Below are 17147 nucleotides of genomic sequence, written 5' to 3'. Positions count from 1 at the left end.
GCCGCCCCCCGCGCTAAGACGGACCCATGAGCGACGTGGAACCGAGTCTCGATGGCCCTCCGTGGGAGGAGGACGCGCCCGAAGCGGAGGAGCGCGACCCCAACACCGACGACATGTTCGGCGCGCCCGAGCCCGCCGGCATGCGCGAGGCCGAAGCCGCCGCCGCGCCCGAACCGCCGCCCGTCGCCGATGCCCCTGCGCCCAAGGCTCCGAAGAAGGCTGCCGCCCCCGCGGCCGACGACGGCCCCGCCGCCCATGCCGACGACGGCGAGGCCTATACCGTCCTCGCCCGCAAATACCGGCCGCGCACCTTCGGCGACCTGATCGGCCAGGAGGCCATGGTCCGCACCCTGACCAACGCCTTCGCCACCGGCCGCATCGCCCACGCCTTCATGCTCACCGGCGTCCGCGGCGTCGGCAAGACCACCACCGCCCGCCTGCTGGCCCGCGCCCTCAACAACGAGACCGACGCCATCGACCGCCCGTCGCTGGAACTGACCGCCCATGGCCGGCACGACGCCGCCATCATGGCCGGCCAGCACATGGACGTGGTCGAGATGGACGCCGCCTCCCACACCGGCATCGACGGCATCCGCGACATCATCGAGAGCGTCCGCTACGCCCCGGTCGAGGCGCGCTACAAGGTCTACGTCCTCGACGAAGTCCACATGCTGTCGAACCAGGCCTTCAACGCCCTGCTGAAGACGCTGGAAGAGCCGCCGCCGCACGCCAAATTCATCTTCGCCACCACCGAGATCCGCAAGGTGCCGGTGACCATCCTCAGCCGCTGCCAGCGTTTCGACCTGCGCCGCGTCGAGCCGGAAATCCTCGTCGAACACCTCGCCCGCATCGCCGACCGCGAGGGCATGAAGATCGAGCAGGACGCCCTCGCCCTGATCGCCCGCGCCGCCGAGGGCTCGGTCCGCGACGGCCTCTCGCTGCTGGATCAGGCCCTCGTCCAGGGCGAGAAGGGCGAGACCGTTCCGACCACGGTGGTGCGTGACATGCTCGGCCTCGCCGACCGCAGCCAGACCATCGCCCTGTTCGAGGCCGTCATGGCCGGCCGCACCCCCGAGGCGCTGGAACTGTTCCGCACCCTCTACGGCTACGGCGCCGATCCGGTGCAGGTGACCAACGACCTGCTGGAGCACTGCCACGCCGCCTCTGTGGCCAAGATGCTCGGCCCTCAGGCCACCCGCCTGCCCAACGACCAGGCCCAGAAGCTGACCGCCCTCGGCGCCGTCATCTCGGCCGGAACGCTGGCCCGCGTCTGGCAGATGCTGCTCAAGGCGCTCGACGAGGTGCGCCGCGCCCCCAATCCGGCCGACGCGGTGGAGATGGCCATCGTCCGCCTCGCCTACGCCGCCGACCTGCCCGGGCCGGAAGAGGCGCTCAAGGCCCTGCGCGACGGCGAACCCATCGGCGGCGGCGCGGCCCCGCGCGGCCCGTCCGGCGGTGGCGGCGGTGGCGGCGCCTCGGCCCAGCTGGCGGCCCGCCCCGTCCAGGCTCCCGCCCTGCCCGATCCGCAGTCCTTCGAACAGGTCGTCGCCCTGATCGGCGACAAGCGCGAGGTCGGCCTGCAGATGGACGTCCAGCGCTACGTCCGGCCCGTCGCCTTCAAGCCCGGCGCCATCACCTACGAGAGCATCGAGGGCGCGCCCATCGACCTCGCCCGCCGGCTCGCCTCGCGGCTCAGGGAATGGACCGGCCGCACCTGGCTGATCGCCGCCAACGGCCAGGGCGGCGGCGAGACCATGATCGAGATCGACCGCCGCAAGCGGGCCGAGGAACGCGCCGCCATCGAGGCCGACCCCTTCATCGTCGCCGTCATGGACGCCTTCCCGGGCGCGAAGATCGGCGAGATCAAGACCCTGGCCCCGGCGGTGGAGCTGCCGGTCATCCCGGATGAGGCGGGGGACGAAGAGTGAAGGCCTCCCCTGGGCTCACCGCAGGAGGAAGGGAAAGGTGATCCATAGGGTGTAGGGGACGAGCAGCGCGACGAACCCCCTGTGCAACCATGGCCGTTTCACGAAGATCAGCACCGTCATGACGGCGCCGAGGGCGAGATTCGGCCATTGGCTGAGCAAGAACCCGACAGGGGAGGCGCCGGGCGCATGGCGCGACCCCAGCACGAACACGAGGGTGATCGTCGTCAGCACCATCAGCATCCAGAAGTGGGGCGCGGTGTCGAAGTAGTGGCGACGAAGCGAAAGCCCTTCGGCGGGCACCTCGTCGGGCAAGACGGCGGCGACGGCGAGGAACAGCATCAGGAACAGGGCGAGGTCGGGCAGAAACCCGCCGATACTCATAGTCGCGGCGGTGCGGTACCATTGGTACGAGCCCCACCAGAACAGCACGACCTCCAGCAGCATCACGAAAGCGAGCGCGAGGCTGAGCCAGTCCCATTCCACGCGTTTGCGCGCCCGCAAGAGCCTGTGGAAGCTGATGGCGAGGTCGGTGACCGCAAGGCCGACGATGATGGCGAGGAAGATGGAAATATATTCGGCGAGCGACATGGGCGACTTTCCCCCGCCGGCTTGCCCTTGAGTCGCGGCGCCTCGGCCGCCCCAGTAACGCTGATCGCCGGGCGATGGGCAAGGGACCGGCGGGGACGGAAACCTGAATGGCCGCTGGCCAAAGCGCCGTGTGCAGAGGAGTTACAGGATGGCCCGCAGAGACTTCGACCCCTCGACCGTCAAACCCGATGGACGCCCGGCGACGAAAAGCCGGCTGTTCGATCCTGCCAACGAGGGCCCGTGGCGCGGGTCCGTCCCCGGCCTGACGCTGGGCGGCCAGAACACCGTCCTCGCCTACGGCACGGACACCGTCGGCGCCGGCCCGCGCCTCCACGTGCACCCCTACGACGAGACCTTCATCGTCATCGAAGGTCGCGCGCGCTTCTTCGTCGGCGCGACGACGCTGGACGCCGCCCAGGGTGATGTCGTCTTTGGCCCGGCGGGCGTCCCCCACCGCTTCGAAAACCTCGGGCCGGGCCGCCTCCAGACCATCGACATCCACCATTCGCCGGAATGGATCCAGACGGACCTGGACGAGGATTAGCGTTGCCGACAGGGACGCCGCCTCAGCGGCTCTCGCCCGGACCCTGGTTGTCGGTATGGTCCGTCGCGTCCCTCGGAAACCCGCTGAACCGCCGGACCTGACAGGTTCCGCGCCGCGTGATGCGCCGGTGCGACTCCGGATAGTCCGTGTCCCAGGTGAAGGCGCCGTCGACTTTGTCAGCACGAAGCGATCAGGCGTCGCTTCCGCGATCGAGAATAGCATGGAGCATTCGGCGTCGCACGTCGCCCGCCGGACTGTGTCGACCCGAAATCGCTGCCGTATCCCGTCGAGTTTACTGGGTGCGGACCCATTGCAGAGGTTCGCCGGGGCCCGCATTCTGAAACCCTCAGCGGCGCCTGCGCCCGATTTCGAGGATCACCGCCGTGGCCGATCACCCCGAGGACGACTGGCGCGTCACCGAAGGCCCCGCCTTCGGCGTCGAACCCGAGTTCGACCTGTCCGATATCCGCCTGGGCGCGAACTTCATCGTCACCGGCGTGATGCTGCGGCGCATCACCGCCACGGTGACGGCCTCCGCGCCCACCCTGGTCGAAAGCCTCGGCCGGACGCTGCCGCAGCTCTCAGGATTCCTGAGGATTTTCGACGACCATCACAGGCGCACCATCACCGGTTTCGGCGAGGGCATGCCCGTCGACCTGGGACCTCATCGGGGCGCGATGTGGCTGTGCGGCCCTGACCGATATGTCGTCCATCTCTATCTGCCGCCCGACCAGTTCGAGAAGCTTCTGCCCCTGATGACCCCGGCTCCGGCGACGGCGAGACTGCGCATCGAGGTGGATCGGACGCTCGATCAGGGGCTGTTGGACACTGAGGTCCACTTCTGGAACGACCGCCTGTCGCCGGTGATCCTCTTCAACGAGTTCGAACTCAGCCTGCCGGCCCGGGACGGCTCCTACTTCTGATCCCGAGGGCGTTGAGCCGGCGGCTGTTCGAACTCGCGGCGCCCTACAGCACCACCGCCGCCTCATCGAACCTCAACCGCGGCGACCTCGGGAACAGGTTCTCGTCCGTGCCGTAGCCGAGATTGACGATGAAGTTCGGCTCCACCGTCGTCCCGGCGAAGAACTCCGCCTTCACCCCCGCCGGGTCGAAGCCCGACATCGGGCCGACGTCCAGCCCCAGCGCCCGCGCTGCCAGCAGGAAATAGCCGCCCTGCAGCGAGCCGTTGCGGAACGCGCTCTCACGCCGCCCGGCCTCGTCGGCGAACCAGTCCTTCGCCCCCGGCGCATGCGGGAACAGCACCGGCAGCTGTTCGTGGAAATCGGTGTCCATGCCGATGATGACATTGACCGGGGCCTGCAGAGTCTTGGCCTGATTGCCCTCGCTCATCAGCGGGATCAGGCGCGCCTTGGCCTCGGGGGAGCTCACGAAGACGAACCGCGCCGGCGTGTTGTTCACCGCCGTCGGACCGAATTTGGTCAGGTCGTACAGCTTCCTCAGCAGCGCCTCCGGCACCGGCCGGTCAGACCAGGCGTTGCGCGTGCGGGCCTCGGTGAACAGCTGGGCCAGGGCGCTGTCGGACAGCGGACGGTCGCGGACGGGGGTGGAGTCAAAGGCCATGGGAAAAACCCTCCTGATCGGTATTAGCAACAGCAGTGATTGCTAATTAGGACCCTTCAGGACGGGCGCAAGGGGATCGGGCACAAAAACTGTTGCCGATATGGCGACACTCGCCCGCTCCCTTGCGGGGCCGGGGCGGCGAGGCCTATCTAGGGCCCATGAAAGACCTCAACGCCCTGATGCAACAGGCCCAGGCGATGCAGCAGAAGCTGCAGGACGCCCAGGCGAAAATGGCCGAAACCACCGCCTCCGGCAGCTCCGGCGGCGGCCTCGTCTCCATCGACCTGAAGGGCCCCGGCGAGGTCACCCGCGTCACCATCGACGACAGCCTGATGGTCCCGGGCGAAACCGAGATCCTCGCCGACCTGATCGTCGCCGCTCATGCCGACGCCAAGCGCAAGCTCGACGAGGTCAATTCCGCCCTGATGCGCGAGGCCGCCGGCCCCATGGCCGGGATGAACATCCCCGGCATGCCCAAGCTGTTCTGAACCTTTCCGTCTTCTCCGCCGTCACCCTCGGGCTTGACCCGAGGGCCAGACCGTCCGGTGCTGCGTCAAAAGGAGCGCGGGCACAGTCGTCGGGCCACCGCTGACGCACAGCCCGGCTCGACGTCTGATCCTCGGGTCAAGCCCGAGGATGACGACGGTGTGGTGGACCGATAGGCAACCGCTCGACCCCCATGGTATGCGCCTCTTATGGCCGCCTCCGCAGGACCCGAAATCGAGCGCCTGATCTCGCTCCTCGCCAGGCTCCCCGGCCTCGGCCCGCGCTCGGCCCGTCGCGCGGCCTTGGCCCTGCTCAAGAAGCGCGAGCAGCTGCTGGTCCCCCTCGCCGCCTCCCTCCAGGAGACCGCCGACAAGGTCACCTCGTGCAGCGTCTGCGGCGCCCCTGACACCCGCGACCCCTGCTCGATCTGTTCCGACCGGGTCCGCGACAACGGCCTGATCTGCGTCGTCGAGGAGGCCGGCGCCTTGTGGGCCATGGAGCGCTCGGGCGCCTTCCGCGGCAAATACCACGTGCTCGGCGGCCTGCTCTCGGCCCTCGACGGCGTCGGCCCGGACGCGCTGCGCGTCGCCGAACTGGTCGGACGCGTCCGCGGCGGCGAGGCCAAGGAGGTCGTCCTCGCCCTCCCCGCCACCGTCGATGGCCAGACCACCGCCCACTACATCGCCGAACGCCTCTCCGGCTCAGGGGTCGAGATCACCTCCCTCGCCCGCGGCGTCCCCGTCGGCGGCGAACTCGACTGGCTGGACGACGGCACCATCATCCAGGCCCTGCGCCAGCGCCGACCTGCCTGAGCGGCGCCCTCCGGTCCTGACCGGGGAGCCGGACCATCCAGGGCTCCGTCCACCAAGGTTGAGCGCTGTCTCGGGCCGCCGGCGCGACGTCCGGGAGCCGGTTCGCACCCACGTCCGATTCTGACGCAGGCCGGGTGTAGGCTGGCGAGGATGACCGCCGGGCCGGTCGACGGATGTGGACTCTATGGACTCTACGGACGCTACGGACGCTACGGACTCTTCGGACTCTTCGGACTGTGTTTTTCCGGATTTCACCCGGGTGAAATCCCCCCGCCCCCGCCATGGCGGCGCCCCGCGACTCCCGGTAAGGAACGGAGCATGAACGCCTTTCTTCCCGTGATCTCCATCCTCACCCTGATCGCCGCCGCCGCGGCCGTGGTCGTCTCGGGCCTGGCCCTGCAAGCCGCTCGCCGCGCCGCCCGCACCGGCGAGGACGACCGGCTGCTGGCCGCCCTCAGCCGCGAGATGGCCGCCCTGCGAGCCGAGGCGACCCAGAACGGCGCCACCCAGCGCCTCGAACTGACCGACGCCCTGACCAAGCTGGGCGGCGGCCTCGACGGCCGCATCGGCCTGCTCACCGAGAATTTCGACAAGCGGCTGACCGCCTTCGCCGAGCTGCAGCAGAAGGTCGGGACCGATCTGGCCGACGGCCAGCACAAGCGGCTCACCGAGACCAATCAGGCCGTGTTCAAACTGACCGAGACCCTCCAGCAGCAGCAGGCCGAGGGCCGCAAGGTCATGGCCGAGGAGCTGGAAAAGGTCCGCGCCGTGCTGACCACCAACATGGAGCAGCTGCGCAAGGAGAACGAGGCCAAGCTGGAGCAGATGCGCGCCACCGTCGACGAGAAGCTCCAGGCGACGCTCGACCAGCGCCTCGACGCCAGCTTCAAGCAGGTCTCGGACCGGCTGGAGTCGGTGCAGAAGGGCCTCGGCGAAATGCAGACTCTCGCCACCGGCGTCGGCGACCTCAAGCGGGTGCTGACCAACGTCAAGTCGCGCGGCACCTGGGGCGAGGTCCAGCTGGAGGCCCTGCTCGAGGACACCCTCAGCGCCGAGCAATACGCCGCCCAGGTGCCGATCCGCCCGCGCAGTCCCGAACGCGTCGACTTCGCCGTCCGCCTGCCCGGCCATGACGACCAGGGCCAGGTCTGGCTGCCGATCGACTGCAAATTCCCGCACGAGGACTACGCCCGCCTGCTCGCCGCGCAGGACGCCGCCGACCCCGCCGCCGTCGAGATCGCCGGCAAGGCGCTGGAGAAGGCCGTGGCCGCCCAGGCCAAATCGGTGGCCGAGAAATACATCCATCCGCCGCACTCGACCGACTTCGCCTACCTCTACCTGCCAACGGAGGGGCTGTTCGCCGAGATCGTCCGGCGCGACGGCTTCGCCGCGGAACTGCGCGCCAAATATCGCGTCGAGGTGGCTGGCCCCAGCACCCTGACCGCCCTGCTCAACAGCCTGCGGGTCGGCTTCCGCTCGCTGCAGATCCAGAAGAAGTCCAGCGAGGTGTGGATCGAACTCGGCAAGGTGAAGACCGCCTTCGAGCGCTACGGCGACGCCCTGCACGCCGTCGACAAGAAGCTGGACGAGGCCAAGAACAAGGTCTCGGACGTCAGCCGCAAACACACCGTCGTCCTGCGCAGCCTGCGCAATGTCGAGGCCGTGCCGCTGCTCGCGGGCGAGCCGGAGCCGGAGCGTCTGCCGGCCCCGGAGGATGAGGTCGCCGCCGAATAGCCGGACAAGCCCCTCCGACTGTCTGACAAGGGTGCTTGACACCGCGCCGGCGCGATGTAAAACACGCTTGTCATCGCGACACGGAGCCCCTGATGAACCCCGGCCTGAAGCCCAGACCCCCATTCGGCCTCGGAACCTACCTGCTGATGATCCTCGGCGTCGCCATCGTGGGCGGCGTGGCCGGGGCCGCCCAGGTCTTCGTCAAGGACCTGCCGGGCACGCTTGGCCTGATCCTCACCGCCGCCATCGTCACCGCCGCCATGGCCATCGCCTTCGCCGCCTGCATCTGGTGGTGGCGCGGCATCGACGAGGCCGCCCGCGAAGCCCACAAGTCGGCCTGGTGGTGGGGCGGCTCCTGCGGCATGGCCATCGGCGTCGTCATCCTGACGGTGCTCACCATCCACGACGACGGCTCCACCAGCGCGACCGTCGGCATGACCGCCCCCGACCTCGTCGTCACCGGCATGTGGACCATCCTGCTGTTCCAGCTCGCCGGCTACACGGTCGCCTGGGCGATCTGGTGGCTCAAGCACCGCTAGGAGCGACCGGATGAACAACCGCCTCAAGGTGCTGCGCGCCGAACGCGACTGGAGCCAGGCCGACCTGGCCGAGCGGCTCGGCGTCTCGCGCCAGACCGTCAACGCCCTGGAGACCGGCCGCTACGATCCCTCCCTGCCTCTCGCCTTCCGCATCGCCCGCGTCTTCGACCAGCCGATCGAAGCCATCTTCATCGATTCCGAATAAGGACCCCTCGCGCATGCATCCCCTCCCCGTCCGCCGCCGTCTCGCCGGCGCCCTTCGCTCGGCCCTCGGCGCGGCGCTCGGCCTCGGCATGGCCGCCGCCCTCGTCTTCCAGCCCGCCCCGGCCTTCGCCGGCGCCCCGACGCCCGCGGTCGCCCCCGTCCAGGCGTCCGGCGGCGGCGGCCCCGCCCTCTGGGTGGTCCGCGACGAGGACTCGACCCTCTATCTGTTCGGCACCGTCCATGTGCTGCGCCCCAACACCCTGTGGCGCTGGGCGCGCATCGAGACCGCCTTCGACAGCGCCGACCGGTTGGTGCTGGAGATCTCCAATCCCGACGACCAGGCCGCCATCGTGCCGCTGATCCAGCAGCACGGCCTGTCGCCCGACCGGCCCCTGTCCAGCCTGCTGAACACCGAGGAACGCGCCCGGCTCGACGCCGCCGCCCAGACCATGGGGGCCAGCGGCGCCGCCCTCGATCCGATGCGCCCGTGGCTGGCGGCCCTGACCCTGTCGGTCTCGCCGCTGGTCAAGGCCGGCTACGATCCGCAGTCGGGCGTCGAGCTGGTGCTCAAGGCCCGCGCCGAGGCGGCCGGCAAGCCGGTCACCGGTTTCGAGACCATCGACGAGCAGGTGCGCATCCTCGCCGGCTTCCCAGAGGCCGACCAGCTGGCCTTCCTGCGCAGCACGCTCGAGGATTTCGAGACCGCCACCACCGACCTCGACCAACTGGTCGCGGCCTGGTCCAGCGGTGACGTCCGCGCCATCGACCGGGTCGGCGTCCAGCCGATGCGCCGCGCCGACCGCGCCCTGTACGAGGCCCTGCTTGTGAAGCGGAACACCAACTGGGCCGACCAGATCCAGACCATGCTGGACGGCTCCGGCACCGTGTTCATCGCCGTCGGCGCGGCCCACCTCGCGGGCAGCGACAGCGTCGAGGCCATCCTCGGCCGCCGCGGCGTCACCGTCGAACGCATCAACTGATCGAACGGGCCCGGCCGCCGCGCCGGGCCTTTTCTTTTGCCGGCGCGAAGCTATGGTCCGCCTCCGATCGGCGACCCGGTCGCGGCCGTAGTTCAGAGGTAGAACGTCAGCTTCCCAAGCTGAATGTCGCGGGTTCGATTCCCGCCGGCCGCTCCACGGGCGAACACCGCTCCGCCGCAAGCCTGTCCGCGAATTAATCCACCTGTCCAGCTTGTAACTGGAGCCCTCCCCGGGAGGCGGGGCACGGTCCGCTCACTTGGGAGAGGGACCTATGAACAAGACCATCTGGCTGGCCACCGCCGCCCTGACCGTGCTGGCCGCTCCGGCCGTGGCGCAGACCACTCCGGACCAGTCGCCGACGCCGGACAGCGCCGCCCGGGCGCCGGTTCCGACCGGCCCGGCGCAGACCGCGCCCGAAGTCGACGCCGCCCAGCAGGGCGTGCTGGTCTTCGAACCGGCCTTCTTCGCCGACTCCCGGCCCAACACCGCCCTCGACATGATCGCCCGCCTGCCGGGGTTCGGCTTCAACCCGGGGAACAACGGCACGCGCGGCTACGCCGGCGCGGCCGGCAACGTCCTGATCGACGGCGACCGACCCTCGTCCAAGAGCGACGGCCTCGACCAGGTGCTGCGCCGCATCTCGGCCGCCAGCGTCGAACGGATCGAGCTGATCCGCGGCGGGGCGCCCGGCATCGACATGCAGGGCCAGTCGGTTGTCGCCAACGTCGTCCTGCGCCGCACCGTCACCGTCGAGCGGGTCCTCGAACTCAACACCTACATGTATCCGGACGGCTATCTGGGGCCGATCATCGCCGGCCAGTATTCCCGCCGCGAGGGCGAGAATTCCATCGAGGGCTCGTTCAGCGCCACGACCGACCGCACCGACGGCACCGGCGAGGGCTTCCGCCGCCGCTACGACCCCAACGGCGCCCTGATCCAGGACGCCGACCTGGTGCTGTGGGACCGCTTCCGCAACGTGCGCGGCACCGGCGCCATCCAGCGCCCGTTCGCCGGCGGCAGCCTCAAGGTCAACGGCCTGCTCGGCTGGTTCGCCAGCGACAGCTCCCAGGACGTGCTGATCCGCTCCGGCGCGGGCATCGACAGCTTCAACGACGAGGAGGTCGAGTCGCTGAACGGGGAAGTGGGCGTCAACTGGACCCGCGATCTGTCGCCCCGGATGGGTCTCGAACTGGTCGGCCTGCAGCGCTACGGAACCCAGGACTATGTCGGCGTCTCGGAAAGCGGGCCGGACACCTCGACCTTCTCCGAAGACAGCAGCCAGGGCGAATCCATCGCCCGCGCCGTGCTGCGCTTCCGTCCGAACGACCGCTGGGCCTTCGAAAGCGGCGGCGAGATCGCCTACAACTTCCTCGACAGCGCCACCGCCTATGAGGAGAACGGCCTCGCCATCCCGCTGCCGTCCGCCTCGGTCAAGGTCGAGGAACTGCGCGGCGAGGCGTTCGGCCAGGCCACCTGGCGCCCGAGCCCCAAACTGACCCTGGAGGCCGGCCTGCGCGTCGAGGTCTCGGAGATCAGCCAGTCCGGCGACAGCGACCTGACCAAGTCCTTCGTCTATCCAAAGCCGCGCGTTCAGCTGACCTGGACCCCGTGGGAAGGCCACCAGTTCCGCTTCCGGGCCGAACGCCAGGTGGGCCAGCTGAACTTCGGCGACTTCGTCGCCTCGGCCGACATCGACATCGGCCAGGTTGAGGGCGGCAACCCCGACCTCGAGCCGGACAAGACCACCATCGTGGAAGCGGTCTACGAGCGCCGCTTCTGGGGCGAGGGCGCGCTGCAGCTGTCGGCGGCCCACGGCGAGGTCGAGGACGTCATCGACATCATCCCCCTGACCGGCGGCTTCGACGGCGTCGGCAACATCGGCGACGGCTCGTTCGACCAGTATCAGGTCGTCCTGACGCTGCCGATGGACAGGTTGGGCATCCCCAACGCCCGGCTCCAGGCGCGCGGCAGCTGGGCCCACACCGAGGTGGTCGACCCGCTGACCGGCGAGAGCCGTCGCTTCCAGGGCAACCAGGCCTTCGGCTGCGGCGTCGCCTTCAACCACGACCTGCAGGGCGGCAAATGGTCCTACGGCTTCGATCACGGCTGCAACACCGACAAGGGCCGCCTCTTCCGCGTGCGTGAGATCCGCTCCCTCTACGCAGAGCCGTTCATCACCCTCTACGCCCAGTGGAAACCCTCGCCGGACCTGACCATCAAGATCGACTACGCCAACATCAGCGACCGCCAGCTGGGCTACGACCGCGACATCTACGCCGGGCCCCGGGACGTCTCCCCGGTCGCCTTCCGCGAGGTCCGCCGCACCACCATGAGCCCGTGGCTGTTCCTCCAGATCCGCAAGAGCTTCTGAAGCGCATACAAACCGCGCTCAAGCAGGCCGACGGCGTTAGCGCCAACAAAAAGGGCGGAGCCGCGAGGCTCCGCCCTTTCCCGTTCAGCTGGGCGCGGGGCCTAGCCGAGGGTCGTGGTCTCCGGTCGGGCGACGTTGCCGTCTTCGCCGCCGCGATCCGTGAGCGTCGGTCCCGGATGGTTGTCCGGGTCGTTCACGCCGTTGGACCATTTGGCGATGAAGAAGCTCGCCAGGATGAAGGCCACGCCGATGCCGACGCCGACCCAGCCGATGCTGTTGAACGTCGCCAACGAGCTCTGCAGGGCCGCCTCCGGATCCGTCACCTCGCCGCCGACCGTCCGCGTCCCTGCGGTTGCGGCGATGATGCCGCCGAGGAAGTGGGCGATCGACGAAGCCATGAACCAGACCGCCATCATGAAGCTGACGATCGAGGGCACCGACAGTTTGGTGATCTCGGACAGGCCGACAGGGCTGAGGAACAGCTCGCCGGTGGTGTGCAGCAGATAGAGCAGGGCCAGCAGGAACAGCGGCGTCCGGAAGGCCTCGTTGACCATCCCCGACTCCACCCCCCAGACGATCACCAGGAAGCCGAGGCCGACCTGGATGATGCCGAGGCCGAACTTGACCACCGGGTTCGGGTCGATCTTGCGCGAGGCGAGGAAGGCCCACAGCGCGGCGAAGATCGGCGCGAAGATCAGGATGAAGCCGGCGTTGAACGACTGGGTCTGCGACGCCGTCAGCGAGGTGTTGATCCAGCCCCACCAGTTCGACGTGTCCAGTCCGGCGGCGGCCACCTGGGCCGGCGAGCCCACGGGCATGCCGAACAGGGTGTAGGCCTGGCCGGTCACCGCCAGATCGACGTTGCGGTCCGCGAACAGGTTCAGCGACGAGCCGGCCTGTTCGAACAGGGTGAAGAACACCGCCGAACCGAACACCAGCACCATGGCCAGCATCATTCGTTCGCGGGCGACCTTGTCGCATTTGGTGATGATGAACCAGGTGATGAAGCCCAGCGACAGCACGGTCGAGATGACCAGGCCGATGCCGACGAACATGTGGTTCGAGACGATGAAGGTGGCCAGCAGGCCGACCCCGACGAAGGCCAGGATGTAGATCAGCCATTCGCGGTTGATCGGTCCCAGCACCGGCTTTCTGATCAGCTCCGGATAGGGGCTTTCGCCCTTGCCCTGCAGCAGCGGCTTGCCGATCACGAACACGATCAGGCCGGCCAGCATGCCGACCCCGGCGAGGCCGAAGCCCCAGCCCCAGCCGTAGGTCTGGCCGAGGAAGCCGCACAGCACCGCGGCCCAGAACGAGCCGAGGTTGATGCCGTAGTAGTAGAGGGTGAAGCCGGAGTCGCGCCGCGGATCGCCCTGCGGATAGAGCTGGCCGACCAGGGTCGAGATGTTCGGCTTCAGGAAGCCGACGCCCATGATGATCAGCGACAGGGCCAGCCAGAAGACGTTGAGGCCCATCGGGTCGCGCTGCTCGGCGAAGGAGAAGTCCTCCTGGTCGAGCGACGCGGGCAGCGAAGCCGTTGCGGGCAGCCCCTCGATGTTGAGACCGGCGGTGGTCGGCATCGGATAGTCGCGGCCGCCGACCTGGATCGTGGTGCGGGTCTCGCCGTCCTCGGTCACGTTGCGGACCGGATAGGTCTGGCCCTGGTAGGTCAGGGTCTGGGCGGTCGTCACCGTGCGTTCGACCTCCACGAGATCGCCCAGAACGGCCCAGGCCGGCTTGTCGACCTCGACCGGATCGGTGATCCGGTAAGTCCCCTTGGCCAGCGTCGCCGGCAGGCCCGGAGCGCCGTCGATCTGCAGGCCGGAGGCCTCCCTCTGGGAGAAGGCATAGGGCTGGCCATCGACGATCAGTCGGGTCTGGCGGTTGTCGCCGCGGCCCTCGATCTGAACCTGGTAGGAGTCATCGCCATAGACCAGGGTCTGGGTCGCCGGACGTCCCTCGAAGGCCATCAGGCCGTGGCCCATGACCAGCAGGACGGCGCCGAACATGATCGCCTTGCGCGTCCCGATGTAGCGGTCGGCCACGATGCCGCCGATCAGCGGCAGCAGGTAAACGAGGGACCCGTAAGTGCCGTACTGGCCGGACGCGAAACGGTCATCGAACAGGAAATGCTGGGTCAGGTAGAAGATCAGCAGCCCGCGCATCCCGTAGAAGGAAAAGCGCTCCCACATCTCCGCGAAGAAGCAGGTTATCAGCCCCTTCGGGTGATTTTTGAGGATCTGGAGAAGCACGGGAATGCCCGTGACGAGGGTGACCAGCACCCCCAGCAAGATGACTAAATTCATGCCAAACCTTTGACTGTGGGGACGCACCGCCCTCGTTGAAGGCGCGCGGAGACACGCACCCCGCCTCCCCTGACGAAGCCGCGATAGGACCACCGTGGAACAGGCTTTACAAGCCGTAACCGATCGTGAGAGGCCTCGTGCCGGACAGCAGAGGACCGTCCAAGCCATGCTGACACGGCGCGCCTTGACGCTCTCGGGCGTGGCGGGAAGCCTGCTGGCGTCCGCCTGCGCGCGGGCCACGGCCGCCCCGTCCGGCGACGTCGTCGCCGCCGGCCAGCCCGCCGCCCTGCTGATCTGGGCCGTGGCCCGCGAGCGTCTCGCCGGCTGGCCGCGCAAGCCCGACGCCGCCGCCCTGGCCGCCCTGCCGGCCCTCGCCGCCGGCCTGCCTGAGATCGGCGCCCTCGCCAGCGGCGGCCGCCCTGCCTCGCCCGAGGCCGTCGCCGCGCTGAAACCGCGCCTCGTCATCGACTACGGCGACGCCGATCCCGAGCACCAGGGTCTGGCCGGACGCATGACGGCCCGGCTCGGGGTCGACTGGCGCCTGATCGACGGCGCGCTCCTGCGCATGCCCGACGCCTTCCGCGAGGCCGGACGCCTGCTCGGGGCCGCTCCCGGCGGCGACGCGCTCGCCGACGCCGCCTCCGGGGTGATCGCGCGCTGGCGCGCCGCCCCCGCCGCCCGCGCCTTCTACTATGCGAGAGGCGTCGACGGCCTCGAGACCGGCTTTCGCGGGGCCCTGGCCACCGAGGTGCTGGAGGGCGCCGGCTGGAGCAATGTCGCGCAGGGCTCGCGCAACATCGGCCGCGTCACCCGCGAGCAGGTCGCGGCCTGGGACCCCGAGGTCGTCGTCACCCTCAGTCCGGCCTTCGCTCGCGCCGCCGCTGGCGACCCGGTCTGGCGCCGCCGCCGCGGCGGCGGCCGGCGCGGCCTGCTGCTGCTGCCGTCGACGCCGTTCGGCTGGATCGACCGCCCGCCGTCGGTCAACCGCCTGCTCGGCTGCGCCTGGCTGGCCAGTCCTGGCGAGGCCTGGATGGAGCTGACCCTGCTCAGCCGCTCCCTCTACGGCATGGCTCCGGTCGAGATTCCCCGCCCGCGGTGGATTCCCTGAGCGCCGTCCGCGCCTGGGCCGCGCCGCTGGCGCTGGCGTTGCTGGCCGTCGCTGCGGCGGCCGTGGTGCTGTCCACCGGCCCGCTCGCCGCCCCGCCGGACGCCCTGATCACGGCCCTGTTCGGCGAGGGGCCGCCGGACGCCGAGTTGGCCCTCGCCCTGCGCGGCCCGCGCCTGCTGGCGGCGATGGGCTGCGGCGCCGCCCTGGCCGGAGCGGGGGCCGGCTTCCAGATCCTGTTCCGCAACCCGCTGGCCTCGCCCGACCTGCTCGGCGTCACCTCCGGCGCGGGGTTCGGCGCCGCCCTCGCCCTGCTGCTCGGCGCCGGGGCCGTGCTGGTCCAGGGCGCGGCCTTCGCCGGAGGCCTCGCCACCGGCGCCGTGGCCGTGGCCTGCGCCGCCCTGACCCGCAGCGGCGACGGCCGCCTGGCCCTGATCCTCTGCGGCATCGTCGCCGGCGCTCTCGCGTCCGCCGGTCTCGGCCTCGTGGTCATCGCCGCCGAGCCCTATTCGCAGCTGCCCTCGATCACCTACTGGCTGCTCGGCTCCTTCACCCGCGCCACCGCCGGCGAGGCCGCCCTCGCCCTCGTCCCCGTGGGTTTCGGCGCCGCCATTCTGCTCGGGCTGGGCTTCCGCCTCGACGTCCTGTCGCTGGGCGATGAGCAGGCCCGCTCGCTCGGCCTCAGGGCCCGCCCCCTGCGTCTGATGGCCCTCGGCTCCGCCGCCCTGATGACCTCGTCCGCCGTTTCCGTGGCCGGGATCGTCGGCTGGATCGGCCTGCTCGCCCCGCACGCGGCCCGCCGCATGGTCGGCGAGCGCGCCGGGCGGCTGATCCCCGCCTCGATGGCCCTCGGCGCCCTGTTCGCCCTGCTGATCGACCGGCTGTCCACCGCCTTCGGCCCGGCCGAACTGCCCGTCGGCCTGCTTGCCGCCGCCGTCGGCGCCCCGGCCTTCCTCGCCCTGTTCGTCGCCACCTCGAGGCGGGCGTGAGCGCGCTCGTCCTCGACGCCCTGGTGGCCGGCCGCCGCGCGCGCAGCGGAGCCGGCTTCCGCCTGCCCCCGCTGACCGCCGCCTTCGAAGCCGGCCAGGTCGTCGCCCTGATCGGGCCCAACGGCGTCGGCAAGACCACCCTGCTGAAGACCCTCGCCGGCCTGCTCCCGCCGCTCGGGGGCCATTTCGAACGTCCCCGCGCCGTCGCCTGGCTGCCGCCGCCGGGCGCCGTGTCCGCCGGCTTCTCCGCCCTGCATCTCGCCGCCCTCGGCCGCGCCGCCCGCCGCCGCTGGTCGCCCGGCCTCACCCCCGGCGATGTCGAGGCCGCCCGCGCCGCCCTCGCCCGGCTCGATGTCGCCGACCTCGCCGAGCGCCCCTTCGACCGCCTGTCCAGCGGTCAGCAGCAGCTGGTCCTGATCGCCCGCCTGTTCGTGCAGGACGCCCCGGTCTGCCTGCTGGACGAGCCGCTGGCCCTGCTCGACCCCGCCCACGCCCAGGCGGTGGAACGGGCGATCCGCGCCCTCGCCGCCGAAGGCCGCATCGTCGTCGCCTCCAGCCACCACTTGCCCTTCGCCGCCCGCGCCGACCGGGTGCTGGCCATCGGCCTCGACTGGATCGAGGCCTCGCCGGCCGCGCAGGCCCTCGCCCCCAACCGCGTCCGCGCCCTGTTCGGCGTCGAGACGACCGGCTGCCCGTGCTGCGGTCAGGCGTTGAGTTGAGGACGAGGGCGAGAGGTCAGACCTCGACCAGCTCCAGCCGCCTCTCGACCCGCTCCATGCGCTGGTCGAAATTGTCCATCCGGCGGTTTAGGCTGTTCACATTGGCTTCCAGCCCGGTCAGACGCACCTTGATGTGGTGCATGTCTTCCTTGATGTTGGCCATATCGGTTTCGATGCGTCCAAGCTGCGCCTGGATTTTCTGAAGCACCGGAACGACGATGTCGGTCATCTCGGACATGGCGCATACATAGCCCGAAATGC

General features: G+C 70.0%; 17 protein-coding genes and 1 tRNA gene. 14 read left to right on the top strand and 4 right to left on the bottom strand.

Annotated features, from left to right (window positions below):
* Positions 1 to 26: 26 nt before the first annotated feature.
* Positions 27 to 1928, top strand: coding sequence for a DNA polymerase III subunit gamma/tau (locus tag VEA98_RS04030; protein WP_324811192.1), 1902 nt, complete (start codon positions 27 to 29; stop codon positions 1926 to 1928).
* Positions 1929 to 1943: 15 nt separating this feature from the next.
* Here the strand turns inward: VEA98_RS04030 and VEA98_RS04025 are convergent, their stop codons facing one another.
* Complete coding sequence (locus tag VEA98_RS04025; RefSeq protein ID WP_324811191.1) at positions 1944 to 2516, bottom strand: hypothetical protein; 573 nt, start codon at positions 2514 to 2516, stop codon at positions 1944 to 1946.
* A 148-nt stretch (positions 2517 to 2664) separates the two neighbouring features.
* Between VEA98_RS04025 and VEA98_RS04020 the strand changes: the two genes are divergently transcribed.
* Both VEA98_RS04020 and VEA98_RS04015 read left to right on the top strand, forming a co-directional pair.
* Positions 2665 to 3060: a cupin domain-containing protein gene (locus VEA98_RS04020; protein ID WP_324811190.1), complete on the top strand. Its 396-nt coding sequence runs from the start codon at positions 2665 to 2667 to the stop codon at positions 3058 to 3060.
* A gap of 383 nt (positions 3061 to 3443) precedes the next feature.
* On the top strand, positions 3444 to 3983 hold the full coding sequence (locus VEA98_RS04015; protein WP_324811189.1) for a hypothetical protein: 540 nt from the start codon (positions 3444 to 3446) through the stop codon (positions 3981 to 3983).
* A gap of 43 nt (positions 3984 to 4026) precedes the next feature.
* On the opposite strand, the gene VEA98_RS04010 is transcribed toward VEA98_RS04015, so the two are convergent.
* Positions 4027 to 4641, bottom strand: coding sequence for a malonic semialdehyde reductase (locus tag VEA98_RS04010; RefSeq protein ID WP_324811188.1), 615 nt, complete (start codon positions 4639 to 4641; stop codon positions 4027 to 4029).
* 158 nt (positions 4642 to 4799) lie between these two features.
* Here VEA98_RS04010 and VEA98_RS04005 point away from each other — a divergent pair, with 158 nt between their 5' ends.
* From VEA98_RS04005 to VEA98_RS03970, 8 genes are all read left to right on the top strand, one after another.
* Positions 4800 to 5129 (top strand): YbaB/EbfC family nucleoid-associated protein, encoded by a 330-nt coding sequence (locus VEA98_RS04005; protein ID WP_324811187.1) that lies wholly within the window; start codon positions 4800 to 4802, stop codon positions 5127 to 5129.
* A 207-nt stretch (positions 5130 to 5336) separates the two neighbouring features.
* Positions 5337 to 5939, top strand: coding sequence for a recombination mediator RecR (gene recR, locus VEA98_RS04000; RefSeq protein ID WP_324811186.1), 603 nt, complete (start codon positions 5337 to 5339; stop codon positions 5937 to 5939).
* 318 nt (positions 5940 to 6257) lie between these two features.
* The gene (gene rmuC / locus VEA98_RS03995) at positions 6258 to 7673 is read left to right on the top strand and encodes a DNA recombination protein RmuC (RefSeq protein WP_324811185.1); all 1416 of its coding nucleotides are present in this window, start codon (positions 6258 to 6260) and stop codon (positions 7671 to 7673) included.
* 92 nt (positions 7674 to 7765) lie between these two features.
* Entirely contained in the window at positions 7766 to 8212 is a 447-nt protein-coding gene (locus tag VEA98_RS03990; RefSeq protein WP_324811184.1) for a hypothetical protein, read from the top strand.
* Positions 8213 to 8222: 10 nt separating this feature from the next.
* Positions 8223 to 8417 (top strand): helix-turn-helix transcriptional regulator, encoded by a 195-nt coding sequence (locus VEA98_RS03985; protein ID WP_324811183.1) that lies wholly within the window; start codon positions 8223 to 8225, stop codon positions 8415 to 8417.
* A gap of 13 nt (positions 8418 to 8430) precedes the next feature.
* Positions 8431 to 9396 carry a TraB/GumN family protein gene (locus VEA98_RS03980; RefSeq protein ID WP_324811182.1) on the top strand — a complete coding sequence of 322 codons (966 nt, stop codon included), beginning with the start codon at positions 8431 to 8433 and terminating at the stop codon, positions 9394 to 9396.
* A gap of 81 nt (positions 9397 to 9477) precedes the next feature.
* Positions 9478 to 9552 (top strand) — tRNA-Gly (locus tag VEA98_RS03975).
* Between the two features lie 115 nt (positions 9553 to 9667).
* Positions 9668 to 11767, top strand: a complete 2100-nt coding sequence (locus VEA98_RS03970) for a TonB-dependent receptor plug domain-containing protein (protein ID WP_324811181.1) — start codon at positions 9668 to 9670, stop codon at positions 11765 to 11767.
* Between the two features lie 101 nt (positions 11768 to 11868).
* Here VEA98_RS03970 and VEA98_RS03965 read toward each other — a convergent pair whose 3' ends face one another.
* Complete coding sequence (locus VEA98_RS03965; protein ID WP_324811180.1) at positions 11869 to 14073, bottom strand: oligopeptide:H+ symporter; 2205 nt, start codon at positions 14071 to 14073, stop codon at positions 11869 to 11871.
* Between the two features lie 166 nt (positions 14074 to 14239).
* On the opposite strand from VEA98_RS03965, the gene VEA98_RS03960 reads away from it, so the two are divergent.
* From VEA98_RS03960 to VEA98_RS03950, 3 genes are read left to right on the top strand one after another with little or no spacing between them, the layout of a single operon-like run.
* Positions 14240 to 15181, top strand: coding sequence for a hypothetical protein (locus VEA98_RS03960; RefSeq protein WP_324811179.1), 942 nt, complete (start codon positions 14240 to 14242; stop codon positions 15179 to 15181).
* Entirely contained in the window at positions 15169 to 16167 is a 999-nt protein-coding gene (locus tag VEA98_RS03955) for an iron ABC transporter permease (protein ID WP_324811178.1), read from the top strand. The genes VEA98_RS03960 and VEA98_RS03955 overlap by 13 nt, the downstream gene beginning before the upstream one ends.
* Positions 16164 to 16886, top strand: coding sequence for an ABC transporter ATP-binding protein (locus VEA98_RS03950; RefSeq protein WP_324811177.1), 723 nt, complete (start codon positions 16164 to 16166; stop codon positions 16884 to 16886). Before VEA98_RS03955 ends, VEA98_RS03950 begins: the two co-directional genes overlap by 4 nt.
* A 16-nt stretch (positions 16887 to 16902) precedes the next feature.
* Here VEA98_RS03950 and VEA98_RS03945 read toward each other — a convergent pair whose 3' ends face one another.
* Positions 16903 to 17124, bottom strand: a complete 222-nt coding sequence (locus tag VEA98_RS03945; RefSeq protein WP_324811176.1) for a hypothetical protein — start codon at positions 17122 to 17124, stop codon at positions 16903 to 16905.
* Positions 17125 to 17147: the final 23 nt, after the last annotated feature.

This window comes from Brevundimonas sp., assembly GCF_035627055.1.
Taxonomy (GTDB): Bacteria; Pseudomonadota; Alphaproteobacteria; order Caulobacterales; family Caulobacteraceae; genus Brevundimonas.
The sequence above is the reverse complement of the archived record's forward strand: the minus strand, read 5'-3'. Positions and strand labels throughout refer to the sequence as shown.